Raw genomic sequence first — 26,148 nt, forward strand, 5'->3', positions numbered from 1 at the left:
CCACGAGTCGATGTGAGAGCCCACCTGCCAGTGAGTGATGAGGAGACCCATGTCCACGGACGAGCTGCTCGTCGAGCGGGACGGCCCGGTCCAGCGCGTCGTCTTCAATCGCCCGGACCGCCACAACGCCATGACCTGGGCGATGTACGAAGGGCTGTACGAGGCCTGCGAGCGGGCCGACGCCGACCCGGAGATCAAGGTGCTCGTCCTGCGCGGGGCCGGGGACCGGGCCTTCGTCGCGGGTACCGACATCGGGCAGTTCGCCGAGTTCCGCTCGGGGGCCGACGGCGTCGCCTACGAGGAGCGGATCGAGCGGATCGTGGACCGGCTCGAGCGGGTGCGGGTCCCCACGGTGGCGGTCGTCCGCGGCCACTGCGTGGGCGGCGGCCTGGCCATCGCCGCAGCCTGTGACCTGCGGATCGCGACGCACGGGTCCAAGTTCGGGGTGCCCATCGCCCGGACGCTCGGAAACTGCCTGTCGATGAACACCTACTCGCTGCTGGTCCACCACCTCGGCCCCGCCCGGGTCCTCGACCTGCTGCTGCGCGCCCGGATGTACTCCGGAGACGAGGCCCACGCGGCCGGGTTCGTCGCCGAGGTGTGCGACGACGACCGGCTCGACGAGACCGCCGAGGAGGTCGTGAGCCGGTTGCTGGGGCACGCGCCGCTGTCGATGTGGGCGGCGAAGGAGGCCGTGCGCCGGCTGCGCCGGGCCGCGCTGCCGGACGGCGACGACATCGTCGCGGCCGTGTTCGGCAGCGACGACTTCCACGGTGCCGTCCAGGCCTTTCTCGGCAAGGAGCGCCCCACCTGGACCGGCCGCTGACCACCCCGCGGCCACCGGGGGCGAGGCCCCCGGTGGGTCAGCGAACGGGGTGGACGACGAGGGCGCTGCCGCCGTGGCGGCGGACCGGCTCGGCGACGGCCTGCACGAGACCGGGCCGCAGGAACTCCAGTCCGGTGGCGGCGCCGATCTGGCCCGGCGGGGGGCCGGGGAACAGCGCGACGTCATGCCCCTTGGCCCTCAACGCCGCGCCGTAGCGGTCGATGAACGCCTGTTCGGCTAGGGTCTGGGGGGTGTTTCGCTGGGTGGCGCGCGGCGCGGCCAGCGCGGTCGGCAGGTCCATTCCGAGGTCGAACCGGTTGAGCAGGATCTGCAGCACAGTGGTGATGATGGTGGAACCGCCGGGCGAGCCGACGGCGAGCAGCGGCCGGCCGTTCTTCAGCACGAGGGTCGGGGCCATGCTGCTGCGGGGGCGCTTGCCCGGGGCCGGGAGGTTCGGGTCCGGGGTGCCGTTCGCCGGCGGGGCGAAGCTGAAGTCGGTCAGCTCGTTGTTGAGCAGGAAACCGCGCCCCGGCACGGTGAGGCCGCTGCCGCCGAACTGCTCGATCGTGACGTTGTAGGCGACCATGTTGCCCCACCGGTCGGCGACGACGAGATGGGTGGTCTGCGGCCCCTCGTACTCCAGTGCCCGCGGTGTACCGGACGCGGGCGCGCACGGCCGACGGCTGCCGTCGGGCGAGCCCGGCGGCACCGGCGCGACCGCGGCCTTCGCCGGGTCGATCAGGCAGGACCGCTCCTTGGCGTAGCCCTTCGACAGCAGTTCCCGCAGCGGCACGTCGACCTTGTCGGAGTCGCCGACGTAGCGGCCGCGGTCGGCGTAGGCGAGCTTCGACGCCTCCAGGTAGTAGTGCAGGGCCTGCACCGGGTCGCTCTCTGCGAGCCGGAAGTTCTCCAGGATGTTGAGCGCCTCACTCACCGTCGAGCCGCCCGACGAGGGCGGCGCCATGCCGTAGACGTCGAGCCCGCGATAGGTCACACGCGTGGGCTTCCGGTACGGCGCGCGGTAGGCGGCGAGGTCGGCGGGCGTCATGAGGCCGGGCCGGACCTTGCGGGTCGCGCCCGGCTCGACCGGCGGCTGCTCGACCGTCCGCACGATCTCCTTGCCCAGCCCGCCCCGGTAGAACCAGTCGGGCCCGCTCTGGGCGAGCGTGCGGTAGGTCCTGGCCAGATCCGGGTTGCGGAACGTGGAGCCGACCGCGGGCGGCTGCCCGCCGGGCAGGAACAGCCGCCGGCTCGGGGTGATGTCCTTGAACCGGTCGGCGTTCAGCGCGGTCTGGTCGTAGAACTCCTGGTCCACCGTGAAGCCGCTCTCGGCGATGTCGATCGCCGGCTGGAGCAGAGTGCCCAGCCCGCGGGTGCCGTACCGGCTCAGGACCTGCTCCCACTGCGCCACCGTTCCGGGCACGCCGACCGAGAGCCCGCTCGTCACGGCGTCGTTGAAGGGGAGCGGTACGCCCGTGGCCGGATCGATGAACGCCCTCTCGCCCATCGCGCGCGGTGCGGTCTCACGCCCGTCGATGGTGTGGACGCGGCGCGTCTTGGCGTCGTAGTAGGTGAAGAAGCCGCCGCCGCCGATCGCCGCGACGTACGGCTCGGTGACGCCGAGGGTGGCCGAGGCGGCCACCGCCGCGTCCACCGCGTTGCCGCCGCGCCTCAGCACCTCGATGGCCGTGCGGCTGGCGTCGAGGTCGACCGTCGACACCGCGCCGCCGTACCCGGTCGCCACCGGCTGTTTCCCCTGCGGCCCGGACATCGCCACCGGAGCGGCGGACGAAGCCGACAGGGCGCCCGGGGCGGCGCCGGCCTGCCCGACGCCGACCAGCGACATTCCGGCGACCAGGGCGAGCGCGAGGGGGGTACGGCCGCTGCGACGGCGGTGCATGAGACCTCCATGACCCTGTTTCGGTGGCGAGATCACCCACCTTGTCACCGAACGTTCCCCCGGACCAGCGGAACGGAACCCCGCCCCTGCCGGCGGGGTACCGATCGCCGGAGCCGCTGGAGCGCACGTGTGAGCGCAAGACTCACCGGTCGTCCGAGCGGGCCTGTCACAGGTGGGTGTACAGGGCCTCGGGGCTGCGCTCATAGATCTCGAAGATTCCGATGATCTTTTCGGCGTCGCGTACCTGGCCGCCGTCGTTGGTGAACATGTGGGCGTCCGCCTCCGGGCTGTGCAGCAGTGCTCCATGCACCCCGCTTCGGTCCGTGATGACGAAACAGTCCCGCGAGAGGTACTGCGCGTGCTCCGGTTCCACCTGCTCGCGCATGACGGGCGTCAGCCCGACGCCGGCGTCCAGCTGGGCCCGGACCACATCGATCCATTCGGGGAGCTCGTCCTCGGACAGCACAGGCTGCCCGTGTCCTCGACGCGCTTCCAACCCGCGGGTCCCACGCCGATCACGCTTCCGCACGAGGACCATCGCGGCAAGACGTGAGCCGTTCCCGGCCATTTCACGATCGTGGCTTGCACAAGGGCCGGTCCCCGTGCACTCGGTCTTTAGCCCATCACCACATGACCGTGCGGGCCCCGGACGGTAGACATGGGTTCGTGGAGATACGACTGCGGCGGGCGGCACCGGTACGGGCGCTCCGCCGCCCCGGCCGCGTGCTCATCCATACCGTGCGCGGCGTCGGCTACGTCCTGCGCAAGCCGGCGCCGTGACCGCCGAGTCGATCGACGGCCGCTTCACCGGCTGGCGGCACCGTTTCGAGGCCGAGGCGAGGTCGCGATACGCGATGGAGGATCCCGCCTGGGAGCGGGGCTCCCGCATGAGCGCGGCGGTGGCACGGAGCGTCCAGCGCTTCCAGGTCGGAGAGGCCGGGGACGGCGCGAATCTCATCGACAAGGCCGAACATGCGGGGGACGACGACTACTCTGCGGCGGCGCGGCTCTTCGTCGCCGAGGAGCAGAACCATGCCCGCCTGCTGGAGCACCTTCTGTGCGCCGCCGACCGTCCGACCGTGGCCGGCCACTGGAGCGACACGGTCTTCGTACGGCTGCGCCGGGCCCTCGGGCTCCGCGTCGAGCTGCTGGTGCTGCTGATCGCCGAGGTGGTCGCGCTGCGCTACTACCGCGCGCTCCGGGACGGCACCGAGGATCCGCTGACCACCGAGGTGGCCGGGCGCATCCTGGCGGACGAACGACGCCACGTCCCCTTCCACTGCGATCGGCTGCGGCAATCCCTGGCGGGACTGCCGAGTCCGGCCCGGGCGGCGCTGCTGTTCCTCTGGCGGATCCTGCTGACCGGTACGGCGATCGTCGTCGCCGCGGATCACGGAAAGGCGCTGCGCGCACTCGGGGTGCCCCGCCTTCGGTTCGTCGCCGATGTCCTGGCCGAGGCGAAGAACGCCGCGGCGGCGCTCCGGCACGCGGACTGCTAGGGCGAGGACCAGCGGCCCAGATGAAGATCAGCAGTCGGCCGCAGTGGCCGGTTTGCGGACGCGAGCTTCGGCGAGCCGGCACTGCATGGAGACACCGGGGATCAGCGAGTGGGGCGGGTGGGACTCGAACCCACGACCAAGGGATTATGAGTCCCCTGCTCTAACCGGCTGAGCTACCGCCCCCAGGCGTGCCCACCGCAGCGTTCACGATAGCGGCTGACGGCCCGGCGCGCCTCTTCGCGCCGGGCCGAACTCGATCAAGCTGTGAGCCAGGCCGCCGTGTCGGCGGGAAGCAGTCCGTCGGTCACCGGTCCAGACGCCAGCATCACCTCGTGTCCGGCGGGCAACGGCACCGGCGCGTCACCCATGTTCACCAGGCAGGCGAACCCGTCACCGCGGGCGAAGGCCAGCACGCCCGGCTCGGCGTCGAGCCAGCGCATCGGGCCGGACGGCCGCAGCCGGATCGCCTCCCGGTAGAGCCGCAGCGTCGAGGTGGGATCGCTGAGCTGTACCTCGACGGTCCGGCGCTTCCAGTCCTCGGGCTGCGGGAGCCACGTGGCCGCTCCGTCGGGCGAGAACCCGAACGGCGGAGCGTCGCCCGACCAGGGCAGCGGGACGCGGCACCCGTCCCGGCCGAGCCGCTCGCCCTTCGAACGGTGGAAGATCGGGTCGTCGCGGACCTCGTCCGGCAGATCGAGCACCTCGGGCAGCCCCAGCTCCTCGCCCTGGTAGACGTACGCCGAGCCGGGCAGCGCGAGCTGCAGGAGCGCCAGCGCGCGGGCGCGCCGACCTCCGAGCTCGACGTCGACGTCCTCGGGCGCCGGGTGGCCCCAGACGTCGAACTCCGGCTTGCCGTACCGGGTGACCAGGCGGGGGACGTCGTGGTTGCCGATCACCCATGGGGCCACCACCGAGGTCTCGCCGGCGGCGGAGATGGAAAAGTCGATCGTCTTGCGCCACGCGCCGGCGTCCCAGGGCGTGGCGATCGGCAGGAAGTTGAAGATCTGGTGCATCTCACCGTCGACGAAATAGGTCAGCATGCCCTCGGGCTCGTCGAACCAGAACTCGCCGACGGCCGTGCGCTCCCCGGGGAAGACGTCGGCCGGGTAGGAGTCCAGGACGGTCCGCCACCCGCGGTAGAGATCGTGCAGCTCGGGCCGGTGGTACCACGCCGACGGGCGATCGGACGGTGTCGGGTCGGCGGCGTCGGGCAGCAGCGGGTCCTTGTAGAGACCGTGCGCCACGTCCACGCGCAGACCGGCGACACCGCGGTCCAGCCAGAAGCGGATCACGTCCTCGAACATCGCGCCAACGGCGGGATTGTGCCAGTTCCAGTCGGGCTGGCTGGAGTCGAACAGGTGCAGGTACCACTGGCCGTCAGGTACCTGGGTCCACGCGGAACCACCGAAGATCGACTGCCAGTTGTTCGGTGGCCCGTCGGCGCGGCCGTCGCGGAACAGGAACATCTCCCGCTCTGGGCTGCCCGGTGCCGCCGCGAGGGCCGCTTGGAAGGCCGGGTGCGCCGACGAGCAGTGGTTGGGCACGAGATCGACGATGACCCGCATGTCGTGCTGGGCCGCCTCGGCGAGCATGGCGTCGAAGTCGCCGAGGGTGCCGAAACGCGGGTCGATGCCGCGGTAGTCGGCGACGTCGTAACCGCCGTCCGCCATCGGCGACGGGTAGAACGGTGAGAACCAGATCGCGTCGACGCCGAGGTCGGCGAGGTAGGGCAGGCGGGCGCGCACTCCGGCGAAGTCGCCCATTCCGTCGCCGTCGGCGTCCGCGAAGCTCCGGGGGTAGACCTGGTAGATCACGGCGTCTCGCCACCAGCTCACGCGGCGGCTCCCTTCACACAGGGGGTTCTGAGGTCGCCGCCCATGATCCCATGCATCCCGTCCAGAGCGACCGCGGCGTTCCTTCGCCGTCGCGGTCGCGGGCCTCCCGACCAGCCGAATTGACGGACTTCCCCCACCAGCCGTATCGTCATCGGAAAGCGCTTACCCTCGGCGGGGTTCCGCGGTCAGGAGATCAGATGAGCGCGCGCACTATCGGCGTTGTGATGAACGGCGTCACCGGCCGGATGGGCTACCGGCAGCACCTCCTCCGTTCGGTGCTGGCGATCAACGCCGAAGGCGGCGTGCCGCTCTCCGACGGCCGCCGGATCCTGCTCGAACCCGTCCTCGTCGGGCGCAGCGAGCCCAAGCTGCGCGACCTCGCGGAGCGGCACGACATCTCCGACTGGACGACCGACCTGTCCGAGGCGCTCGCCGACCCGGGCAATCTCATCTACTTCGACGCGCAGGTGACCCATGCCCGGGTGGCCTCGGTGACCAAGGCGATCGAGGCCGGCAAGCACATCTACGCCGAGAAGCCGACCGCCGAGACCCTCGAGGACGCCCTGTCGCTGGCCAAGGCCGCGAAGGCTGCGGGCGTCAAGAACGGCGTCGTGCAGGACAAGCTGTTCCTGCCGGGCCTGTTGAAGCTGAAACGGCTCGTCGACGGCGGCTTCTTCGGCCGGATCCTGTCGGTTCGAGGCGAGTTCGGCTACTGGGTGTTCGAGGGCGGCTGGCAGCAGGCGCAGCGCCCCTCGTGGAACTACCGGGCCGAGGACGGCGGCGGGATCATCCTGGACATGTTCCCCCATTGGGCGTACGTCCTGGAGACCCTGTTCGGCCGGATCGAGGCCGTGACCGCGAAGGCCGTCACGCACATCCCCGAACGGATCGACGAGAGCGGCCAGGCCTACGCGGCGACCGCCGACGACGCGGCGTACGGGTTGTTCGAGCTGGCCGGCGGCGCCATCGCCCAGATCAACTCCTCGTGGTGCGTTCGGGTCAACCGGGACGAGCTCGTGGAGTTCCAGGTCGACGGCACCGAGGGCAGCGCGGTCGCCGGCCTGCGGAACTGCCGCATCCAGCACCGCAGCACGACCCCGAAGCCCGTGTGGAATCCCGACCTGCCGGCCACCGAGCGGTTCCGCGACCAGTGGCAGGAGGTACCGGACAACGGCGAGTTCGACAACGGCTTCAAGATCCAGTGGGAGCTGTTCATCAGGCACGTGCTGGAGGACGCGCCGTTCCCGTACGACCTGGCGGCGGGCGCCCGCGGGGTGCGCATCGCCGAGGCCGGGCTCCTGTCCTCTGCGGAGGGCCGGCGGATCGAACTGCCCGCCGCCGGCACCGAGGAGGGGACTCCGTGACCACCGGGGAGAGCCGGGCACCGCGCGGTGAGGCCTTCCGCTCGCCCGCCGCGGGTCTGTCGATCAATCTGCCGACCGCCGGCGGCTCGTTGGAGCCGTACAAGGTCGGCGGTCCCGACAACCGCGCCGCCTCCGGCCCCCCGGTGTCGCGCATCGCCTACGCCGCCGCGCACGTGGTCGCCGACCCGCGTGCGGGCAACGGACCAGGCGAGGCCGCCCGGCTCGACTGGGACGCGACGCTCCGCTTCCGCCGGCACCTGTGGTCGTACGGCCTGCGCGTGGCCGACGCGATGGACACCGCCCAGCGCAACATGGGCCTGGACTGGCCGGCCACCCGCGAGCTGATCCGGCGCAGCACCGCCGAGACGACGGCGTACGGCGACCCGGCCGAGCTGATCGCGTGCGGCGCGGGCACCGACCACGCGCCCGGCGCGCGGACCCTCCCCGAGATCGTCGCCGCCTATTCCGAGCAGATCGAGACCGTACGGGACGCGGGTGCCGGCGTGATCGTCATGGCGAGCCGCCAGCTCGCCCGCGCGGCGCAGGGGCCGGACGACTATCACGCCGTCTACGACGAGCTGCTGTCGCAGGCCGACCGGCCGGTGATCCTGCACTGGCTGGGCGAGATGTTCGACCCGGCTCTCGCGGGCTACTGGGGCTCTCCTGACGTCGGCGAGGCCACGAAGCACTTCCTGACGCTGATCCACGATCACGCTCGTGCCGTCGACGGGGTCAAGGTGTCGCTGCTCGACGCCGACCACGAGGTACGGTTGCGCGCCGCGCTGCCGGACGGCGTCCGGCTCTACACCGGCGACGACTTCAACTATCCCGAGCTGATCGCCTCGGGCAGCGACGCGCTGCTCGGTGTCTTCGATCCGATCGCCCCGGCCGCAGCGGCGGCGCTGCAGGCCCTCGACGCGGGCGACCTGGCGGGGTACGACGCGATCCTCGCCCCGACCGTGCCGCTGGCCCGGAAGATCTTTGAGGCGCCGACCTACCACTACAAGACCGGCATCGTCTTCCTGGCCTGGCTGGCCGGGCACCAGGACGCCTTCACGATGGTGAACGGTGCCCAGAGCGCCCGCTCGATCGTCCATCTCGCCGAGGTGTTCCGGCTCGCCGACGCCGCCGGCCTGCTGCCCGACCCCGACCTCGCGGTGCGCCGCATGCGCTCCCTGCTCGCCGTGCACGGGCTCGAGCGGTGACCGCGGTGGCGAACGCGGCCGGAGCGCCGGCCAGGCTGTCGCTCAACCAGTGGACGACCCGCCGGTGGTCGGTGCCCGAGGCGGTCGACGGCTGCGCCCGCCACGGCCTTGAGGCGATCGGGCTGTGGCGCGAGCCGGTGGCCGAGCACGGGCTCGCTGCGACCGCCAAGCTGGTGCGCGACGCCGGGCTGCGGGTGTCGTCGCTCTGCCGGGGCGGGTTCCTCACCGCCGGCGACCAGGCGGCGCTCGACGACAACCGCCGCGCCATCGACGAGACGGCGGAGCTGTCCGCCGCCGCACTGGTCCTGGTGGTGGGCGGGCTCCCGGGTGTCGTGCCGGGCGAGGGCCCGCGCGCCGGGTTCTCCCGCGACCTCGCGGAAGCACGGGAGCGGGTGGCCGAGGCACTCGCGGTCCTCGCGCCCTACGCCGGTGAGCGTGGGGTGCGGCTGGCGTTGGAGCCGCTGCACCCGATGTACTGCGCCGACCGGGCCGTGCTCTCGACCCTGGCCCAGGCCCTCGATCTGGCCGATCCGCACCCGACCGAACAGGTCGGCGTCGTCGTCGACACCTTCCACGTCTGGTGGGACCCGGAGGTGTTCCGGCAGATCGCCCGGGCCGGCGGGCCGGACGGCGGGCGGATCGCGAGCTACCAGGTGTGCGATTTCCTCGCCCCGCTCCCGGCCGACGTACTGCTCGGCCGGGGCATGATGGGCGACGGCGTCATCGACTTCGCCCCCCTGACGGCGGCCGTGGCGGCGGCGGGCTACACCGGCGACATCGAAGTCGAGATCTTCAACGCCGATGTCTGGGCCGCCGACCCGGACCAGGTCGTCACGACGATGAAACAGCGCTATCTGGATCTGATCGCCTGACCGGCGGCGTGTTCGGTGGCCCCCCGGAACGGCCACCGAACACCTCCCTCACGGCGCGAGGGCCCGCGTGCTGGTCCGGAGGATGACCTGGCCCTCGATGTGCTCCACGGCCGGTCGCACCGAATCCCCGAGCGCCAGCTCGAGCGCCAGCTCCCCCATCTCGTCGAGCGGCAGCCGTACCGTCGTCAGCGCGGGCACCAGGTCGCGCAGCGTCGCGATGTCGTCGAAGCCGGCGACCGACAGGTTGTCGGGCACGGTCAGGCCGCGCTCCCTGAGCGCCGCGAGAGCGCCGACCGCCATGACGTCGTTGACCGCGAACACGCAGGTGGCATCGGTGTCGATGACGCCGCGGACCGCGTTGTACCCGCCGTCCCGGTCGAAGCCGCCGTGCACGATCCTCGGCGCGGGCAGGCCGAGTTCCTCCAGCGCTGCCGCGAAACCGGCGGTACGGTCGGCGGCGGTGACGAGCGCCGGCGGGCCGGCCAGCACGGCGAACCGGGTGTGGCCGAGCTCGGCGAGCGCGCGTGCGAGCTTGGCCGCGCCGCCCCGGTTGGCCGGAGCGACGGTGTCGACGCCGAGCAGGTCCTGGCCGACGCAGGCGACCCGGCCGCCCGAGTCGCGGTAGCGGGCGAGCTCGGTGCGCAGCCGCCCGGTGATGCGCTCGTCGGCGACCCGCGAACCGGCCAGCAGGATCGCCCGTACCCGCTGGGCTCGCAGCGTGGACACGTAGCCGATCTCGCGTTCGGGGTCGCGGTAGGTGGTGCCCACCATCACCACCAGACCTCGTCGGTCGGCCGCCCGCATGGCGCCGCCGGCGAGGGCGGCGAAGTAGGGGTCAGTGAGGTCGTGGACCACCAGTCCGATGACGTTGCTGGAACCGCGGGCCAGCGTCTGCGCGGTCGCGTTGGGCTGGTAGCCGAGTTCGGCGGCGGCCAGCTCGACCCGTTCCCGCAGATTGGCGCCCACCCGGCGGCTACTGCCGTTGAGCACCCGTGAGGCGGTGGCGAGCGAGACGCCCGCGTGCCGCGCGACATCCTCGAGCGTGACCACACGGACCTCCCTTCAAGATCAGAAAGCAAGGATAGAAAGCGCTTTCTCAGCATGCTAATCACCCATGCTGCCTAGCAGCGTAGTGATTCATGCCGATGAATCGCCTCGGCGGTTCGTGCCGGAGGACGACGCGCACCTCCGGTTCTCCGCACTAGTCTCCCGGCATGGCCACCTTCCGGGTCCGCGTCATCGCGGCCCTCTCGCTGCCGCCCGCCCTCGTCGCCACCGGCTGCACCGGCGGCGGAACCGACTCCGGGACGTCGTTGCCCGAGGGCCGGCAGGTGCTGACCCAGGCGTCGGCGGCCATGCGCCCGGTGAAGAGCCTCGGCTTCACCCTCGACACCGAGGGCGATCCGCCGGTGGCGGTCAAGCGGGGCGACATCAAGCTGCTGAAGAGCGGCGACGCGCAGGGAACGCTGCAGATCACGCAGGGTGGCCAGCCGATCGAGATCAGCTTCGTGCTGGTCGGGCAGACGGTCCACTACAAGGGCGTCACCGGCGGCTACCAGCGGTTGCCTCGGGCGATGGTGGCGCAGCTCTACGACCCGTCGGCCCTCCTCGACCCCGAGCGTGGCGTCGCCAGGCTGCTGACCGCGGCCACCGGGCCCAAGACCGAGGCGCGCGAGAAGGTCGACGGCAAGGACGCCTACCGGGTCAGGGCCACCCTGCCCAAGGACGTCGCCGCGACGCTGGTGCCCGGGGTCACCGCCGACCTGCCCGGACAGGTCTGGGTCGCCGCCGCGGACCACCGCCCGGTCAAGCTCAGGATGGAGATGGCGGGCACGGGCGGAGCCGGGAAGAGCCACGTCACCGTGTCACTGAACGAGTTCGACGCCAACTACAAGATCACTCCGCCCAAGTGACCGCACGGCCTCGTCGAGTCGCGATCGGCGTGGGCGGCGGGGTCGTCCTGCTGGCCGCGCTCGACGCCTATGTCATCGTGACGGTCCTGGTCGACGTGTCCCGCGACCTCGGCGTCGCGGTCAACCGGCTGGAGCGCTCGACGCCCATCGTCACCGGATTCCTGCTCGGCTACATCACCGCGATGCCGTTGCTCGGGCAGCTCTGCGACCGGTACGGCCGCCGCCCGCTCTTGCACGCCTGCCTGGCCGGCTTCGCGATCGGCTCGGCCGTGACCGCCGCCGCCGACCAGCTGCCGATGCTCATCGCCGGGCGCGTCGTACAGGGCGTGGCCGGCGGCGCGCTGCTCCCGATCACCATGGCGCTGGCGGCGGATCTCTGGGAGGAGCACAAGCGTCCCGTCGTGCTCGGGGCGGTCGGCGCGGCCCAGGAGCTCGGCAGCGTGCTCGGGCCGCTGTACGGCGCCGCGATCGCCGCCACCGTGGGCTGGCGCGGCATCTTCTGGATCAATATTCCGCTGGCCCTGCTGGCGATGGCGGCCGTACAGGTCTTCGTGCCGGCCGGGCGGCGTGAACTCGCGTCACCCCGGATCGACGTGGTCGGCGGTCTCTTGCTGGCGGCGGCGCTCGGACTGCTCGTCGTGGGCCTCTACAACCCCGAGCCGGACCGGGGAGCGCTGCCCACCTGGGGCGTGCCGACCGTCCTCGCGGGACTGCTGCTCGCCGTCGTGTTCGCCTGCTGGGAGGCGCGGGCCCGTACCCGGCTGCTCGACCTCACCGGAGTACGCCGCGGCCCGCTGCTCGCCACGCTGGGCGTCAGCTTCGTGTCGGGCGCGGCCTTGATGGTGACCCTCGTCGACGTGCAACTGATCGCGCAGACGATGCTCGGAAAGGACTCCACCGGCGGGGCCCTGCTGCTCAGCAGGTTCCTCGTCGCGCTGTCGCTGGCCGCGCTCGCGGGCGGTCTGCTCGCCCGGTGGATCGGCGAGCGATGGACCGTCGTCGCCGGGATGACGATCGCCGCGGCGGGTTATCTGCTCGTGGCGGGCTGGCCGGTCGACGTGGCGGCCGCCCGCCATGGCCCGCTCCCGAGGCTCGACGTCGACCTCGCGGTGGCCGGGGCCGGGCTGGGGCTCGTCATCGCCCCCGTGTCCTCGGCGGTGCTCCGCCTCATGCCCGCGTCCCGGCACGGCGCCGCTTCGGCCGCGCTCGTGGTCGCCCGGATGATGGGCATGCTGATCGGCGTCGCCGCGCTGTCGGCCTGGGGGTTCCACCGGTTCCAGTCGCTGACCGCGAACCTGGCCACACCGCTGCCCTTCGGGGTACCACCGGAAGAGTACGCCCGACAGGTGGCCGCCTACCGGACGGCGCTCACCGACGCCCTGCACATCGAGTACCGGGAGATCTTCCTGATCACCGCCGGGCTGTGCCTCGCGGGAGCGCTGCTCGGGCTCGCCCTCGGCAGGGGCTCCGGCACGGCGCGTGGCATCGCCACCGACGAGGAGGCGCTGACTCGCACCCGCGACTGAGCGGCATCAGTGCGCCGGCGTACATAGGGTGGGGAGGGCCGCCGGAAGCACATCCGTGCGCTCGCCGAGCGGCGGCGGAAAGACAGTGTGCCGTGCAGCGGATGAGCGGACTGGACGCCGGTTTCTTCCTCGTCGAGGACGACAACACGCCACTCCACGTGGCGTCGGTCATCGTGTTCGAGGGCCCTCCCCCGTCGTACGGGGACCTGGTCCGCAAAATCGTTTCAAAGCTGCCGCAAGTGCCCAGATATCGGCAGCGGGTCCGCGCGCTCCCCATGCACCTGGGCCGCCCGGTGTGGACCGATGATCCGCACTTCCAGATCCTCTACCACGTACGGCACACGGCCGTGCCCGCCCCGGGCACCGAGGAGCAGCTGCGCAACCTCGCCGGCCGCGTGCTCGCCCAGCGCCTCGACCGCAGCAAGCCGCTCTGGGAGATCTGGCTGGTCGAGGGACTCGAGAACGGCCGCTGGGCGCTCATCGGCAAGGTGCACCACTGCATGGTCGACGGCGTCGCCGGGATGGACCTGATGACGGTGCTGTTCGACCTCAGCCCCGACAGCACGCAGGTCGAACCCGGGCCGTGGGAACCCGAGCCCGAGCCGTCCGAGCTCGCGCTCGTACTCGACGGCGTGCGGCAGAACCTCTCCGGGCCGGTACGCGGGCTCACCGCGCTGCCCGGCCTGGTGGGGTCGCTGCGCAACGGCCGTCAGGTCAGGGACTTCGCCGGCGGCCTCACCCGCAGCGTGGCCCGGTTCGTTCGCCCGTCGGCGAGCACGCTGAACGGCCCCATCGGCCCGCACCGGCGCTGGCACTGGGTGCAGGGCGACCTGGCCGAGATCAAGAGTATCCGCCGCGCGCTCGGCGGCACCGTCAACGACATCGTGCTGGCCGCCGTGACCCGGGGGTTCCGCGATCTGCTCGAAGGACGCGGTGAGCTGACCCCCGGAGCGATGGTGCGCACGGCGGTGCCGGTCTCACTTCGTACGAGCGACGAGCAGGGCCAGCTGACCAACCGGGTCGCCCCCGTTTTCGTCAACCTGCCCTGCGGCGAGGACGACCCGCTGCGCAGGCTGCACCGCATCCGCGTGCAGATGGACGACCTCAAGCGCAGCCACCAGGAGGTCGGCAGCACCACGCTGACCAGGCTCACCGACACCGCGGTGGCGCCCGCCCTGCTCACCCTGGCCACCCGTACGCCCCTTCGACTGCACAACCCGGTCGTACAGACGATCACCACCAACGTGCCCGGCCCGCAGTTCCCGCTGTACGTGCTGGGCCGCAAGGCACTGGAACTGCACCCGTACGTCCCCATCACCGGCGGCATGCGCGTGGCCACCGCCATCTTCTCCTACCTCGGCCGGCTCAACTTCGGGATCACCGGCGACTTCGACGCGATGCCCGACATCGAGGTCCTGGCCAAGGGGATCCGCACGGAGTTCGACGAGCTCGCCGGGAAGGCCGCCGAGGTGCAGGGGCGCAAAGGCCACTGAAGGCTCCCAGGAGGCCATGAGCAGGCAGTGCGACCAAAAGGAGGGTGGGGTCACGGGATTCTGCCGCTCCGAGACGTATCCGGGAGCGGTTCCATACCCACCCTCCTTGAGCCGCGGACCCGTACGGGTGCTCTGACCGGTCTCCAATCTGAGGTGAGCCTACTGCCCACCACTGACAAGACGACTGCTCCCCGAGATGCGGGTGATGCGGGGCTCGATCCCCGCTCTCCGCGGCCCGGGCGGCCGGGCGGGGCGGCTGTCCACGCACCGTCACCTGGTCGGGGGACCACGTGCGCGCCGAGGAAAACGCAGGTCAACAACTGTTGAGGACGATAAGAGGGGGAATGGGCCTCTTAAAGCCGCTAGGAGAGGGGTGAGGCGCGATGACAGCTGTGCATTCGCCCTCGGGCGACGGAGCGACCCGTACCGTCGAGCGGGACAAGTCGGTCGGTGCGCTGGTGCAGCAGGCCACGGAGCAGCTGTCCGAGCTGGTCCGTTCGGAACTGCGGCTGGCGGTCGCCGAGGTGAAGGACAAGGGCCGCCACGCGAGAGTCGGGGCCGGGATGTTCGGTGGGGCCGGGCTATTCGCCCTGTACGGCATCGGGGCCTTCGTGACGGCCGCGATCGTGGCACTGGCGCGCGTGCTTCCGTTGTGGGCGTCGGCGCTGATCGTCGGGGCGGCGCTGCTCCTGATCGCCGCTGCGCTGGCGCTGCTGGGCCGGCGGCAGGTCACCCAGGCCATACCACCGGTGCCCGAGCGGGCGATCGACAGCGCCAAGCACGACGTCCGGGAGATCAGGGAAAGAGCACACCGATGACCGTCTACGATGCCCGCGACACGGGCAGGCCGAACCGGCCCGTGCGGAGCCGGAAGCCGGCGGCCGAGACCGAGGAACTGCGTGAGAACATCGCCCACACGCGCGACGAACTGGGCGCCACCGTCGCGGCGCTGGCCCAGAAGGCCGACGTCAAAGGGCGCGCCAAGGACAAGGCGGCACAGCTGAAGGGCAACGTCGCCGGCCGGGCCCGCAAGGCCGCCTCTCACGCGTCGACGCCGGTGGTGCGTCGCGGTGCCGCGGTGGCGGTGGCCGGCGCCGGGACTGGAGCCGTGGCGTGGTGGGTGCGGCAGCGCCGCGCAGCCCGCAAGCCGACCAAGTGGGAGCTCGCCCTCCAGATGGGGCGGCAGATGGGCGGCAAGGCCACACGAAAACGCCGCTGAAGGCTCCCACCGCACGCTGAACGTGCTGAGCAGCGTTCAGTGTCGGCATATGCACCACCGAAAGCCGCCCAGGTGGTGCATTCGCCGACACCAAAGACGCTTCGACGGCGTCACCACTCCGCCAGCGCGCCGTCGGCTCGCCCCACCCGATCACGCCGTCGTCGGTCTCGACCCGGCAGAACAGCCAGCGCGGCGGCACGAGGAACGTCTCGATCCTGGCGATCTTCATGGCCGGCCCTCCCCGCGTTCCTCCCGTACCCGCTCCAGATCCCGCCAGGCCAGCGCGAGCAGGTCGCGCATGGCGGCCTCGGCGACGCCGGCGTCCCGCGCCGCTATCGCGTCGAGGACCGCCTGGTGGCTCGGGACCGGATCCGTGCTACCGGGGGCGCCGTGCACCAGCTCGGCCCGGCTCGCCATGCCCGCGCCCATGACGACGTCCATCCGGGCGAGCAGATCGTTACCGCTCGCAACGAGCAGGGCCCGGTGGAATTCCAGGTCCGCGGCGGTGGACGCGGCGGCGGTGCCACGGGCCCGGACCATCCGGTCCAGCGCCTGTTCGAGCGCGGCGAGGTCCTGATCGCCGCGTCGCCGTGCCGCGAGCCCGGCCACGGCGGGCTCGACGATGGATCTGATCTCGTGGAGCTCGCCGAGAAAGCCACGATCGGGGCCGGCCGCGAACTTCCACCGGATGACGTCTCCGTCGAGCAGGTTCCAGTCCGCCTGTGGCCGCACGAAGGTGCCGAGCTTGGGCCGCGCGGCGATGAGCCCCTTGGCGGCGAGCACCTTCATCGCCTCGCGCAGCGCCGTCGCGCTGACCCCGAGCCGGGCCTGCAGCTCGACGACGTCGATGTTGGCACCTGGCGGGAAGGCGCCGGTGAAGATCAGGCGCGCGATGGTCTCGACGATCTGGCCGTGCACACCCCGGCCGCTGTAGAGCGCCATGCCCTCACCCGTTCCCGTGACATGGTCCGCGCCCGCCGAGCCCGCCGCTCACGCCGAGTCCTTCGCGACACTCCAGCCGCCGTCCACGGTCAGCGCGGCCCCGGTGATGTAGGACGCGTCGGGCGAGGCGAGGAAGGCGATCGCCGCCGCGACCTCGTCGGGCGAGCCGAGCCGGTCCAGCACCGTGGCGCGGACGCTCCGTGCCCGGTCGGCCTCGTCCACCCGGTCCCATGCCGGAGTCAGAATCGGGCCCGGCAGTACGCAGTTGACCCGCGCGCCGGGCCCGTACTCCACGGCGAGCTGGCGGCTGAGCGAGACCAGGCCGCCCTTGGCGGCCGCATAGGCGGGACGGCCGGGCAGCCCGAACATCGCGTGCACCGAAGAGGTGATGACCATCGCGCCACCTCGCGCGGCCAGGCCGGGCAGAAGGCGTCTGGCACCGAGGAACACGCCGGTCAGGGACACCCCGATCTGCCGGTCCCAGGAGGCCGGCGAGGTCTCGTGCGCGGGCGCCACATCGAGGGCGTAGGCGTTGTTGACGACGATGTCGGTACCGCCGAAGGCCTCCTCGGCGGCCTCGGCCGCACGGTCCCACGTCCGCTCGTCTCTCACGTCGCCCGGCAGGAACAGTGCCCGGCCGCCGGCCGAGCGCACCCGCTCGGCGACAGTCTCACCCTCCGCCGACACATCGATGATCACGACCGCCGCGCCTTCGGCGGACAGCCTGCGCGTCGTGGCGGCACCGATCCCGGACGCCCCTCCGGTCACCAACGCCACACGGCCCGTGAACCGGCCCGACACCGGATCCGCGTTACTCATAAAATATGAATAATCGACCACGAGGGCCACCGCAAGGGGGCCACCCGGCCACGACCGGCCACCGTTACCGGGAGTGGCGGCGGCGGCACGCCGCCTGCGGGACCGACCGATCCGAACAGCCTGCCCCGTGCTCCGCCCGACCGGCAAGCCGATGGCCACACCCTGCCAAGCCGCGCAGAACAACGCCGCCGGTCGCATCACGTCCCCTGATAAGGGGCTGGCATCGCGTCATCCAGAGCGTCAGATCACGGTCCACAGTGAGTTCACGGGGGCGCGGCGATGGATCGAGAGGCGACCGGTCACGACCACCTCGGGGTATTGGCATCCGAACATATTGGTTCGAGTCGGGGCAGCCTATATAGACTACGGCTTAATCGTGTGGGGAGTCTGTGTGAAGCCTGCCGGACGCGGAATTCGTACGCCGCTGCTCGCCCTGCTTGCCGGAGCGACGCTTGTATCCGCATGCGGGAATGACCCGAAGTCGCGGGTGAGCATTCCGCCGGACAACGCATCGCCTCAGGACGTCGTCTCGGCGTACGTGGAGGCCATCAACGCGCACGACAGCGCGGCGGGGCGCGCGCTGTCGACTTCGCATTTCGCTGACCAACTGGACGGTATGCAGGACAATCCGTTCAAGAACGTCATCGAGATCTCGAAGCTGCGGGTCGAGGCTCCCATTCCTAATGGGAACGAGTCTCCGGACGGCAAGCGGTACCACAGCGCCGTATATGTCCCAGTGAAGTTCACGCTCAAGCAACGCGAGGTCGTGTCGATGCCGGACGGTGACACGACTTGGGGCTACGTCCTGGTTCGCGCCGGCGCGGACGAACCCTGGCGCATCAACGACAACGGGACCGGCTGACACGCCGCAGCGGATCGCCGGCCGGTCAGAGGCGAAGCGCGGCGGCCAACCGGCGAATCACCTCGGCCTCGTCGGCATTGCCGTGCCGGTCAGGGCCTTCTGAGTCAGCCGTAGGTTCTCCACGAGCACATCGAGCGCGCGCACCCCGGCATCGATTTCCCCGCCCGCCTCGAGCACCGGTACCGTGACCCGGGCGTCGGCCGGAATCAGCTCTGCGGTACGTCGCGCGCCCGCCACGAGCCGCGGCGCATCCTCTGCACCCGATCCTTGCCACTGTGGTACGCAGAGCACTGTCGTCATGTAGGCGACCATACGAGCTGCGGCTGTTTCACCACCAGCAGGTTCTCTTGGCCGTTGGCACTCGGCCCTCTGAATTCGGAACCACTGCTCGGTCACTTCGGCCCGGACAGCCAAGCGACGTTGGCGCTGCGAGAGCCGTACTTGGCGCCCCGGGTCACGCCTTCCTTGCTCACAGCCGCGGGGCGGCCGGCGATGTACAGCCGCCGCGCGCTGTCATCTCGCCGGGCCACCTGGATCACGCCATCGCGTCGGCCGAGGCTGAGCCCCGTTCCGATGTATCCCATGGAGTACGGCTTGAGCTTGCGGCCTCTGATCATCCGGGCCAGCGCGTCAGCCGCGTGCGCTCCCTGTGGGCCTGCTGTCTGGCAAGCCGGGCGGGAGCCAGGGACGGCAGCGCAATCGCCGGCGACGAAGATCCGCGGGTCGCTCACACTGCGCAGATACCTGTCGACGATGGCGCGGCCACGGTCATCGACCTTCAGGCCGCTTCGCGCGGCCAGATCGGGAATGCTGCCGACGATGGCCCAGAGGGCGAGGTCCGAACTGAACTGTTCGTTCGACTGCAGCCGCACCTTGTCGGCACCCCGCTCGCCCTCGCCGCGCAGCACTTCTGCCACGGCACCCTCCAGCACCGACACCTTCAAACGCTCCAGGCCGGCGCGCACTCGTCTACGAGCCCCTTCCGAGAAGCTGGCCGCGAAACTCGGTCCCACGAGCCGCACGCGCAGGTCGGGACGCCCGTAGGCAACCTCGGCGGCGGTCTCGATGCCGGTCGGCCCGGCACCGATGACGGACACCGTGCTGCCCGCGGGGAGACTCGCCAGTGCCGTGCGGGCATTCTCCGCACCCTCCCACGTTCCCACCGGGACCGTGCCCGGCAGAGGCGAGACCGTGCTCCCGACGGCCAGGAACAGGTAGTCGAAGTCCAGGGTCTCCCCCATGTCGAGCGTCACGCTACCGTCGCCGATCTTGTCCACGGCCGCCAGTCGCGAACGGATGCCGTCGCGCAGCATCTCCGACAGAGGGGTCGCGGCCTTTCCAGTCCCGGCGATCTGCTCGTGCAGCCGCACCCGCTCGACGAAGTCGGGTCGCGGATTGATCACCGTGATCTCCGCCTCCGGTACTTTCTTCGCCAGCCGGTTCGCCGCGAGAGTTCCGGCGTACCCGGCGCCTACCACGACAACCTTCATGTCCACCTCCTGCATCGGGATGGGTTTATACACATGACGCGGCAGGCGGCTCGTTTGTGACCCTGGCGTGAGTGACCTACATCGCAGCACGAGGTCACTCACTTGTCGGTTCTGCACAGCTCGTGATGGGCTTCGGCCACCTCACAGAGAGTGCCATCGACCGCGGCATCGCCACGATCGCGGACCTCCTCGGCTGATGTCGGCAGGCGCCACAGCAGATCCGCCCCGTGATCCAGGACGGCGCGAAGGCAATGGACCGGATCTTCTTGAGTGCCCAGGTACTCACTCTGATACCCACCAAAGCATCAGACCCGCTCTCATGGACACGAGAGCGGGTCTGATCTGCGGCTATGGGAGGTGCGATCTTGCTCCCGCGATTGGACTCGAACCAATAACCTGCCGGTTAACAGCCGGCTGCTCTGCCAATTGAGCTACGCGGGATCGCGGCCGTGGTGACGGATGCGTCCCCACCGGCGCGCTCTAGATTAGCGCATCCGGGGAGGTCTTCGCGCACCGCCGACGGCGCGCTGACCGCCCTCCCGGCCTTGGGTCTCGCCCGGTCGGCAGGCGAGACGGGCCGGCAGGCGGCGGGTGACGAACCTCTTCCAGCGGACTTACCCGGGCGCCTTTGGGTATGGCTAGGCCAGATCGCGAGCACAAGGGGAGGGCTATGAAGTACAAGGCGACCTTCATCGCGGGCGGGGCGGTCGGTTACCTTCTCGGCACCCGGGCCGGCCGCGAGCGCTACGAGCAGATCAAACGGGTCTATCGCCGCATCGCCGAGAATCCGACCGTGCAGGAGACGGCAGGGGTGCTCCGGGCCCAGGTGGGCACACTCGGCAACTCCGCGAAAGAGAATGTGCGCACCAGGATCCAGTCCACTCTCGGCGATCGCCTCCCCGGCACTCGCCACACCCACGAGGGTGACGTGCCGGCCGCTCCCCCGACCGAGACGAAACTGCCCTACCGCTGAGCCGGAGCACGCGAACGTCCCGCGGCACGTGCCGGACGTGATCGCGCGGACGCGGCGTGCTTCAGAGCCCGGTCTGGCGGCGGAGATCTTCGAGCAGTTGTTCCGCCTGGGCGCGCAGCCCAGGATCATCCGGGTTCAGCCCCGCCTCGAACACGAAGGACCAGCGCGGCTCGCCACCCTCGGCCGGTCGCCGCCCGACGATGCGCACCCGCTCGCCGGTCGGCAGCCGGCTCTGCTGATCCACCGCGACGGTGGCGGTGATCCGCTCTCGCACGGCCTCGGGCACCGATCCCGGCTCGGTCAGCCGTACGTGGTGATCCGCCGTCCCGTTCGGCTCGTGAACGTGCAGCCAGCCGTCCTTCCAGGACGCGTGCTCGATGCGATCCCAGGGCAGCCGCAGGAACCTCGGCGCGGTGTCGCCCTCGGTGCGCGCCACGGGCAGGTACAGGGCCGTGGAGGTCGCCACGACGCGCGATCCGCCCCGGGTGGGGGCGTGCGCGAGCACACGCTCTCCCCGCTCCATCCGGAGCGCCTCACGTACGGGCTCGGGCAGGCGTCCACGCCGGAGCGCCCCCTTGAGCGACACCTTCAACGGTCCCCGCTGCGGCAACGACATGGGCCCACCGTACCTACCGGCTCGCCAGCGGTTTCTCCCGCCAGGCGCCTCGCCGCGGAACGCCGCCCGGGTTGAGGGCCCGTTCGAGCAGCCAGCCGACGATCTCCTCCCCCGCGTACACTCCGCCGCTCACGCTCACGCTGGTGCCCTCGCCGATCCAGCCGGTCTCGGCCAGCTCCCCGTGCGGCGGCCGGATGGCCGCGTCGGCCGCCTCCAGCAGCTCGGTGTCGAGCAGCGAGTCGCCGGCCGCGAGCAGGACGTCGGCACCGGTGCGCCGGGCCACCTCGGCCGCGGCGGCCGCCTTGGTGAGCGGCTTCGGCAGGCAGTAGACCTTGCGGCCCTGCAGCGAGGTCGTCCAGCCGCGCTCGGCACACCACCCGGCCAGCTCGGCCACCCAGCCCTCGGGCAGTTCCCCGCGTTCGACGACGGCGTAGCAGAACAGGTCGGCGGCCATCCGCAGCTTCCTGACGAAGTCGCCGCTGATCCGCGACAGGTGGGCGTACACCTCGGCCGGTTCGGCGCACGCGGACACGCGCACCCGGACGCCCGCCGCCCACTCCGGGTCGCTGCGGCCGTCGACGAGCAGATGACCGCCGTTCGCGCAGATGGCGTACGCCGGGGCCTCGCCGAGCAGATGCACCCGGGCGTACTGCTCGGGGGTACGGGTCGTCGTCGGCACCAGCGTCGCGGCGGCGGCGAGCAGCTCGATGCCGGCCGCCGCGGACTCCGTGACGTACGACAGCGGACGGCCCTCGTAGAGCTCCACGCACAGCAGCCGCGGCAGATCCGCGTCCGCGCCGGACAGGCCCAGCGCGGCCGACGAGTAGATGAGCGTGCGATCGAGGTCGACGCAGACGACCGAGTTCTCAGCGGGGGGCGTGCCGGGCATCAGGAGGGTCCTCCGCGCGAGTATCCGGGGTGGATCAGGCCTGCGCACGAGTACGGCAGGGAATCGGGGTCGACAGGGACCACGGGCACACCGCGTTCCTTCGCCAGCAACCGGATGTGGGCGAGCTCGTCGCCGGCGTCGGCGCGGGCGAGCACCTTCCACGGGACCCTGCGCAGCAGGACGCGGGTGGTCTCGCCCACTCCCGGCTTGATGAGGTTCAGGTTGTCGATGCCGTGCTCCTCACCGATCCGCCGTACCGCCGCCCACCCGGACCAGTCCGGTGTACGGTCGGCGGCGGCGAGGGCGGGCCAGTCCGCGGCGACCCGCCCCGCGACCTCGCCGAAACGCGCGCACACCGCGTCGACGAACCGCATGGAGACGTCCGCGCCGCCGAGTTCGGCGTAGAACTTCGCCCCGTGGAAATCGTCCGGCCCGATCAGCCGGTCGTTCAGCACCGTACGGCTGACCAGGCCCGAGACGGTGGAGTTCAGGCAGGCGGACGGGATGAGGTAGTCGTCCCTGGTACCGAAGACGCTCACGCATCGGCCCGGGTCGGCGAGCACGGCCATGTCCGCCGGGAAGCGATCCCCTGTCGCGGCGGCGTGGCCGGTGAGCGCGTCGGCGAGCTCCCGGGTGATCGCGCCCTTGCCGGTCCAGCCGTCCACGAACATCACCCGGGCCGGGTCGTGGTGGGCGGCCAGGTACCGGAGCGCGACCGTGTCGATCCCCCTGGCCCGGACGATGCTGACCGCGTAGTGCGGCAGGTCGAGGCCGTGGGCGAACTCGGCCCAGCGGCGCATCAGGATGCCGACCGGGGTGCCCGCCCTGGCCAGCGACACCAGCACCGCGTCGCGCCCGCGTTCGGCCAGGATCATCTCGGTGATCAGGCCGACGTCGTACGCGAGCCGGGCGGCGGAGGCGTCCAGGGCGTCCTGGAAGAGCCGCTGGTACTCCTCGCCGGGCTGGTACTCCACCGGGAGCGACTCGGCATAGTGCGCCCGGCCCGCCTGGATGGCCTCTTCCCGTTCCTCCGTCGGCGCCTCCAAGCGGACGCCGGACAGATCGGTGAGCAGCCACGCCACGTCCCGGGCCGGGTAGCTGCCGAAGCCGGGCCCGCGCAGGGGCTCCGGCAGGGCCCGCGTGCTCACCACGGCGCTCGCCTCTCCGCTCACCGCTCCTCGCCCTCTTCCACGCGTACGGGATCTCCCACCCGCCGGGCCCCGGCGGGCACCGGGCGGCCGGCGGGCACGACGGCGAGCAGCACCGCCGCGCCGAGCCCGGTCAGCCGGGCGAGCAGGCCGTCCGCCAGTTCCGCCGTGTCGGCCCGGTCGTCGACGACGAGCAGGATCGCGTCGAACCGCCGGCCGGGGTCGGTGCCGGCCGCGACGTTGTAGGCGTAGCGCTCGCCCGGCCCGTCGGCCGGATCGTCGTGCGCGGGGAACGCCAGCCGCGTCCGGATCGCGTAGCCGGGGTCGTCGACGGCCAGCACGGGAGACCGGGTCGTCGTCGAGTAGCGGACCTCGGTTGCCTCCAGCCGGTCGGCCAGCGCCTCGGCCAGCCGCAACGGCGCGTACATCAGCTCCTCGAACCCGAGCACCAGCACTCGCGTGGGCATCGGGGCGGCCCCGCCGGTGAGGGCGGCGGAGAGCCGCTCGGCCATCGCGGGGAGCGCCGCGTCCAGGCGGGCCCGGTCGTGCGGCGTGAAGCCGTGCCGCCCGCCGTCGGGCAGCCCGGTGGGCCAGCCGAGCTCGACTCTGCGGACCCGCCCGCCCGGGGATCCGGACGGCTCGGACGGCGTGGCCGCGGACGGCGTGGCGGCGGACGGGTCGCCCGCGCCCGCGTCATGGGCGGCCGCGACCAGGCGGGCGGCGGCACCGAGAACGTCGTCCGGCAGCACGACCTCGCCGATCGCGAGCGCGACCGTCTCGATGCGGGCGCCGAGAGCGGCCGCGAGGGCATCGGTCGCGGCCCGGTCGGCCGGACGGCGCATGTCCACCAGCGACGCCACGACATAGTGGCGCCGCGGCCGCACGGCGTGCAGCGCGCGGATGGTGTTGAGCACGGTCGTGCCGGTGGAGATCTCGTCGTCGACGAGCACCACGGGCAGGTCGGCGTCCATCAGGTCGAGGTCCGCCGGCAGCAGCAGATGGCTGGTCGCGTGGCTGTGCTCCTCCTCGAACGCGCCATAGGGCGGCATGCCCGGAACCGGCCGGCGGGTCGAGTGCAGGTAGTACGCCCCGCCGAGGGCGTCAGCGACGCAGTGCCCCAGCGCGGTCGCGGTCTCGGCGTACCCGATCACCACGGCGGGAAGCGGAGGGCCGGTGGCCTCCAGCCGATCGCGCAGCGCCGCCGCCGCGTCCGTGCGGCCTTTCAGCGCCTCGGTGAGCGGACCGCCGAAGAGCTCGGCGTGATCGGTCTCCGGACGCCCGTGCACCCGCTCCGCGCCGGACAGCGCCACCCGTACGAGCTCACCGAGCAGCAGCCCGGCACCCCGCACCAGCCGCGGATCGGTCGGCACGTGCTTGCCGAGCACCGTCGACACCAGCAGATGGGCACGCCGCGGATTGCGGCGCACCGCCAGACCGAGAAGCTCGGCGAGCCCGGCCCCCACGGGACGGTCCAGATCCCTCAGGGCGACGTCGAGCCGCCGCGCGACCCACGTACCCGCCCAGTCGTTCCGCGCGTCGTCCCAGGCGTCGTTCACGCTCACTGCCCGATCACGCGGCCACCGCCGCGTCGAGCAGTTCCGCGAACGTGACCTTCTCAGCGGCGACGCCGAAGAGCCGGGCACGCAGCAGCAGCCGCTCGGCCCACGCGCGATGGGGCTTGGCCTCGTTCATCTTGTTCGCGTAGCTGCTGGCCATGGCTCCCCCGACCCCGGCCTCGCCGACGATGTCGCTGGCGTCGCAGAACTCCTCGTGCGTCACCACCGACATGGCGTGCACGGCGGCGGCGTGGCTGGGATGGATCACGGTCTTGCCGGTGAGCCCGTTCGCCTTGTCGAGGTGCACCTCGCGGATCAGCCCGTCGAGATCTGCGGTGATCAGCTTCTTCCGGAGCGTGGCCGCCGACCGCCGTTCGAACGGCGACTGCCGCAACTGCGGCTTGAAGATCCGGTCGCCCGCGGAGAAGTACTCCCACACCGGCCCGGTGACGACGAAACCGGTCCCGTCGGCCCGGCCAAGCACGTTGACCACATCGGCGATCACGCTGGCGACCGGGTGGATGTCGTAGATGGTCAGGTCCGGCGGACGCCTCAGCCCGTACGCGCTGCTCAGGTCCGTCGCGCCCAGCCGTACGGCGAGCACGCGTTCACGGTGCTTGGCCAGCAGCGCGGCGACGTCGTGCAGCATCCCCGCGCGCGTCTCCTTGTAGATCGCCTCGCGGCTCTCGATGACCGGCATCGCGAGCAGCCGCCGGCCGCTCGCCGTCGCGGTGTCGCTCAGCGCGTCGAGGAAGGCACTTCCGGACGTGGCGGTGAACTTCGGCAGTACGAAGCCGGAGACCAGCTCGATCGCCTCGCCCAGGCGCCTCGCGAGATCGGGAATCTGCTCCGGGACGCGGACCCGGATGAACAGCAGCGGCGCCCCGGTCCCGGCCTCGTGCGCCCGGCCCAGCTGATCGACCAGGTTCTTCTCGGCCGCCGCGACGTCCTCGTCCGGGATCGAATCCTCGAGGCAGGCGACCATGCTGGTGACGCCCCGCGCCGCGCTCTTGTGGATGTCGGCCGCAAGAGATGGCCGCGTCGCGGGGCTGTACAGCGTCGCACCAAGAGCGACGGCCAGGGTCGCCGGCTCGTCGGCCCGGTGAAAGGACTGCGGACCCCGGTGGAACAGCTGAGCCCGACGTGCATGCGGGATGTGAGCGAAATGCCGCATCCGCGCAGGGCCCTCCCCGGGGTCCCC

General features: G+C 71.6%; 25 protein-coding genes and 2 tRNA genes. 12 read left to right on the plus strand and 15 right to left on the minus strand.

Going from position 1 to position 26,148, the window contains the following annotated elements; translation table 11 throughout:
- Positions 1 to 49 precede the first annotated feature (49 nt).
- Complete coding sequence (locus tag HKK74_RS00005; protein WP_222721715.1) at positions 50 to 826, plus strand: enoyl-CoA hydratase/isomerase family protein; 777 nt, start codon at positions 50 to 52, stop codon at positions 824 to 826.
- 37 nt (positions 827 to 863) lie between these two features.
- Here the strand turns inward: HKK74_RS00005 and ggt are convergent, their stop codons facing one another.
- Positions 864 to 2,726, minus strand: a complete 1,863-nt coding sequence (ggt, locus tag HKK74_RS00010; protein ID WP_187240830.1) for a gamma-glutamyltransferase — start codon at positions 2,724 to 2,726, stop codon at positions 864 to 866.
- 166 nt (positions 2,727 to 2,892) lie between these two features.
- Positions 2,893 to 3,192 carry a hypothetical protein gene (locus HKK74_RS00015; RefSeq protein ID WP_187240831.1) on the minus strand — a complete coding sequence of 100 codons (300 nt, stop codon included), beginning with the start codon at positions 3,190 to 3,192 and terminating at the stop codon, positions 2,893 to 2,895.
- A 310-nt stretch (positions 3,193 to 3,502) separates the two neighbouring features.
- Between HKK74_RS00015 and HKK74_RS00020 the strand changes: the two genes are divergently transcribed.
- A complete protein-coding gene (locus HKK74_RS00020) occupies positions 3,503 to 4,225 on the plus strand; it encodes a ferritin-like domain-containing protein (RefSeq protein WP_312881132.1) in 723 nt (240 codons plus the stop codon).
- Between the two features lie 109 nt (positions 4,226 to 4,334).
- Here HKK74_RS00020 and HKK74_RS00025 read toward each other — a convergent pair.
- Positions 4,335 to 4,408: transfer RNA gene (locus HKK74_RS00025), tRNA-Ile, on the minus strand.
- Between the two features lie 74 nt (positions 4,409 to 4,482).
- Positions 4,483 to 6,060, minus strand: coding sequence for a glycoside hydrolase family 13 protein (locus HKK74_RS00030; protein WP_312881133.1), 1,578 nt, complete (start codon positions 6,058 to 6,060; stop codon positions 4,483 to 4,485).
- A 197-nt stretch (positions 6,061 to 6,257) separates the two neighbouring features.
- Here HKK74_RS00030 and HKK74_RS00035 point away from each other — a divergent pair, with 197 nt between their 5' ends.
- The 3 genes from HKK74_RS00035 to HKK74_RS00045 are packed head-to-tail and all read left to right on the plus strand — an operon-like array spanning position 6,258 to position 9,501.
- Positions 6,258 to 7,424 carry a Gfo/Idh/MocA family protein gene (locus HKK74_RS00035; protein WP_187240832.1) on the plus strand — a complete coding sequence of 389 codons (1,167 nt, stop codon included), beginning with the start codon at positions 6,258 to 6,260 and terminating at the stop codon, positions 7,422 to 7,424.
- A 56-nt stretch (positions 7,425 to 7,480) separates the two neighbouring features.
- Complete coding sequence (locus HKK74_RS00040) at positions 7,481 to 8,629, plus strand: dihydrodipicolinate synthase family protein (RefSeq protein WP_187241376.1); 1,149 nt, start codon at positions 7,481 to 7,483, stop codon at positions 8,627 to 8,629.
- On the plus strand, positions 8,626 to 9,501 hold the full coding sequence (locus HKK74_RS00045) for a sugar phosphate isomerase/epimerase family protein (RefSeq protein ID WP_187240833.1): 876 nt from the start codon (positions 8,626 to 8,628) through the stop codon (positions 9,499 to 9,501). The genes HKK74_RS00040 and HKK74_RS00045 overlap by 4 nt, the downstream gene beginning before the upstream one ends.
- 48 nt (positions 9,502 to 9,549) lie before the next feature.
- On the opposite strand, the gene HKK74_RS00050 is transcribed toward HKK74_RS00045, so the two are convergent.
- Entirely contained in the window at positions 9,550 to 10,551 is a 1,002-nt protein-coding gene (locus tag HKK74_RS00050; RefSeq protein WP_187240834.1) for a LacI family DNA-binding transcriptional regulator, read from the minus strand.
- Positions 10,552 to 10,715: 164 nt separating this feature from the next.
- Here HKK74_RS00050 and HKK74_RS39520 point away from each other — a divergent pair, with 164 nt between their 5' ends.
- The 5 genes from HKK74_RS39520 to HKK74_RS00075 all read left to right on the plus strand — a co-directional run bounded on the left by HKK74_RS39520 (position 10,716) and on the right by HKK74_RS00075 (position 15,652).
- Positions 10,716 to 11,414: an LppX_LprAFG lipoprotein gene (locus tag HKK74_RS39520; protein WP_187240835.1), complete on the plus strand. Its 699-nt coding sequence runs from the start codon at positions 10,716 to 10,718 to the stop codon at positions 11,412 to 11,414.
- A complete protein-coding gene (locus tag HKK74_RS00060) occupies positions 11,411 to 12,940 on the plus strand; it encodes an MFS transporter (RefSeq protein WP_187240836.1) in 1,530 nt (509 codons plus the stop codon). The genes HKK74_RS39520 and HKK74_RS00060 overlap by 4 nt, the downstream gene beginning before the upstream one ends.
- 101 nt (positions 12,941 to 13,041) lie before the next feature.
- Positions 13,042 to 14,433 carry a WS/DGAT/MGAT family O-acyltransferase gene (locus tag HKK74_RS00065; RefSeq protein ID WP_187240837.1) on the plus strand — a complete coding sequence of 464 codons (1,392 nt, stop codon included), beginning with the start codon at positions 13,042 to 13,044 and terminating at the stop codon, positions 14,431 to 14,433.
- Positions 14,434 to 14,816: 383 nt separating this feature from the next.
- Positions 14,817 to 15,251: a phage holin family protein gene (locus HKK74_RS00070; RefSeq protein WP_187240838.1), complete on the plus strand. Its 435-nt coding sequence runs from the start codon at positions 14,817 to 14,819 to the stop codon at positions 15,249 to 15,251.
- Positions 15,248 to 15,652 (plus strand): DUF3618 domain-containing protein, encoded by a 405-nt coding sequence (locus HKK74_RS00075; RefSeq protein ID WP_187240839.1) that lies wholly within the window; start codon positions 15,248 to 15,250, stop codon positions 15,650 to 15,652. The genes HKK74_RS00070 and HKK74_RS00075 overlap by 4 nt, the downstream gene beginning before the upstream one ends.
- A gap of 225 nt (positions 15,653 to 15,877) precedes the next feature.
- Here HKK74_RS00075 and HKK74_RS00080 read toward each other — a convergent pair whose 3' ends face one another.
- A complete protein-coding gene (locus HKK74_RS00080) occupies positions 15,878 to 16,594 on the minus strand; it encodes a FadR/GntR family transcriptional regulator (RefSeq protein ID WP_187240840.1) in 717 nt (238 codons plus the stop codon).
- Positions 16,595 to 16,642: 48 nt separating this feature from the next.
- Complete coding sequence (locus HKK74_RS00085; protein ID WP_187240841.1) at positions 16,643 to 17,413, minus strand: SDR family NAD(P)-dependent oxidoreductase; 771 nt, start codon at positions 17,411 to 17,413, stop codon at positions 16,643 to 16,645.
- A gap of 391 nt (positions 17,414 to 17,804) precedes the next feature.
- Between HKK74_RS00085 and HKK74_RS00090 the strand changes: the two genes are divergently transcribed.
- On the plus strand, positions 17,805 to 18,275 hold the full coding sequence (locus HKK74_RS00090) for a DUF4829 domain-containing protein (RefSeq protein ID WP_187240842.1): 471 nt from the start codon (positions 17,805 to 17,807) through the stop codon (positions 18,273 to 18,275).
- 57 nt (positions 18,276 to 18,332) lie between these two features.
- Here the strand turns inward: HKK74_RS00090 and HKK74_RS00095 are convergent, their stop codons facing one another.
- From HKK74_RS00095 to HKK74_RS00105, 3 genes are all read right to left on the minus strand, one after another.
- Positions 18,333 to 18,575, minus strand: coding sequence for an arginase family protein (locus HKK74_RS00095; protein WP_187240843.1), 243 nt, complete (start codon positions 18,573 to 18,575; stop codon positions 18,333 to 18,335).
- Positions 18,576 to 18,667: 92 nt separating this feature from the next.
- Complete coding sequence (locus tag HKK74_RS00100; RefSeq protein ID WP_222721716.1) at positions 18,668 to 19,867, minus strand: NAD(P)/FAD-dependent oxidoreductase; 1,200 nt, start codon at positions 19,865 to 19,867, stop codon at positions 18,668 to 18,670.
- Positions 19,868 to 20,133: 266 nt separating this feature from the next.
- Positions 20,134 to 20,206 (minus strand) — tRNA-Asn (locus tag HKK74_RS00105).
- Between the two features lie 229 nt (positions 20,207 to 20,435).
- Here HKK74_RS00105 and HKK74_RS00110 point away from each other — a divergent pair.
- Positions 20,436 to 20,738 (plus strand): YtxH domain-containing protein, encoded by a 303-nt coding sequence (locus HKK74_RS00110; RefSeq protein WP_187240844.1) that lies wholly within the window; start codon positions 20,436 to 20,438, stop codon positions 20,736 to 20,738.
- A 61-nt stretch (positions 20,739 to 20,799) separates the two neighbouring features.
- On the opposite strand, the gene HKK74_RS00115 is transcribed toward HKK74_RS00110, so the two are convergent.
- The 5 genes from HKK74_RS00115 to HKK74_RS00135 are packed head-to-tail and all read right to left on the minus strand — an operon-like array spanning position 20,800 to position 26,121.
- A complete protein-coding gene (locus tag HKK74_RS00115) occupies positions 20,800 to 21,354 on the minus strand; it encodes a hypothetical protein (protein ID WP_187240845.1) in 555 nt (184 codons plus the stop codon).
- Between the two features lie 13 nt (positions 21,355 to 21,367).
- On the minus strand, positions 21,368 to 22,243 hold the full coding sequence (locus HKK74_RS00120) for an HAD family hydrolase (protein ID WP_187240846.1): 876 nt from the start codon (positions 22,241 to 22,243) through the stop codon (positions 21,368 to 21,370).
- Entirely contained in the window at positions 22,243 to 23,415 is a 1,173-nt protein-coding gene (locus HKK74_RS00125) for a cysteine protease StiP family protein (protein WP_312881135.1), read from the minus strand. The genes HKK74_RS00120 and HKK74_RS00125 overlap by 1 nt, the downstream gene beginning before the upstream one ends.
- Complete coding sequence (locus tag HKK74_RS00130; RefSeq protein WP_312881136.1) at positions 23,412 to 24,953, minus strand: phosphoribosyltransferase family protein; 1,542 nt, start codon at positions 24,951 to 24,953, stop codon at positions 23,412 to 23,414. The genes HKK74_RS00125 and HKK74_RS00130 overlap by 4 nt, the downstream gene beginning before the upstream one ends.
- 7 nt (positions 24,954 to 24,960) lie before the next feature.
- A complete protein-coding gene (locus HKK74_RS00135; protein ID WP_187240847.1) occupies positions 24,961 to 26,121 on the minus strand; it encodes an HpcH/HpaI aldolase/citrate lyase family protein in 1,161 nt (386 codons plus the stop codon).
- Between the last annotated feature and the right edge of the window lie 27 nt (positions 26,122 to 26,148).

The sequence above is a fragment of the Actinomadura alba genome (genome assembly GCF_014323705.1).
GTDB classification, from domain to species: Bacteria; Actinomycetota; Actinomycetes; order Streptosporangiales; family Streptosporangiaceae; genus Actinomadura_C; species Actinomadura_C alba.

What these genes read in the sequence shown, in the direction of transcription:
- HKK74_RS00115 (WP_187240845.1), bottom strand. Translation starts at nt 21,354, where the DNA reads ATGTCGTTGCCGCAGCGGGGACCGTTGAAGGTGTCGCTCAAGGGGGCG.
- HKK74_RS00005 (WP_222721715.1), top strand. Translation starts at nt 50, where the DNA reads ATGTCCACGGACGAGCTGCTCGTCGAGCGGGACGGCCCGGTCCAGCGC.
- HKK74_RS00080 (WP_187240840.1), bottom strand. Translation starts at nt 16,594, where the DNA reads ATGGCGCTCTACAGCGGCCGGGGTGTGCACGGCCAGATCGTCGAGACC.
- HKK74_RS00035 (WP_187240832.1), top strand. Translation starts at nt 6,258, where the DNA reads ATGAGCGCGCGCACTATCGGCGTTGTGATGAACGGCGTCACCGGCCGG.
- HKK74_RS00135 (WP_187240847.1), bottom strand. Translation starts at nt 26,121, where the DNA reads ATGCGGCATTTCGCTCACATCCCGCATGCACGTCGGGCTCAGCTGTTC.
- HKK74_RS00085 (WP_187240841.1), bottom strand. Translation starts at nt 17,413, where the DNA reads ATGAGTAACGCGGATCCGGTGTCGGGCCGGTTCACGGGCCGTGTGGCG.
- HKK74_RS00120 (WP_187240846.1), bottom strand. Translation starts at nt 22,243, where the DNA reads ATGCCCGGCACGCCCCCCGCTGAGAACTCGGTCGTCTGCGTCGACCTC.
- HKK74_RS00075 (WP_187240839.1), top strand. Translation starts at nt 15,248, where the DNA reads ATGACCGTCTACGATGCCCGCGACACGGGCAGGCCGAACCGGCCCGTG.
- HKK74_RS00095 (WP_187240843.1), bottom strand. Translation starts at nt 18,575, where the DNA reads ATGACGACAGTGCTCTGCGTACCACAGTGGCAAGGATCGGGTGCAGAG.
- HKK74_RS00065 (WP_187240837.1), top strand. Translation starts at nt 13,042, where the DNA reads ATGAGCGGACTGGACGCCGGTTTCTTCCTCGTCGAGGACGACAACACG.
- HKK74_RS39520 (WP_187240835.1), top strand. Translation starts at nt 10,716, where the DNA reads ATGGCCACCTTCCGGGTCCGCGTCATCGCGGCCCTCTCGCTGCCGCCC.
- HKK74_RS00070 (WP_187240838.1), top strand. Translation starts at nt 14,817, where the DNA reads ATGACAGCTGTGCATTCGCCCTCGGGCGACGGAGCGACCCGTACCGTC.
- HKK74_RS00110 (WP_187240844.1), top strand. Translation starts at nt 20,436, where the DNA reads ATGAAGTACAAGGCGACCTTCATCGCGGGCGGGGCGGTCGGTTACCTT.
- ggt (WP_187240830.1), bottom strand. Translation starts at nt 2,726, where the DNA reads ATGCACCGCCGTCGCAGCGGCCGTACCCCCCTCGCGCTCGCCCTGGTC.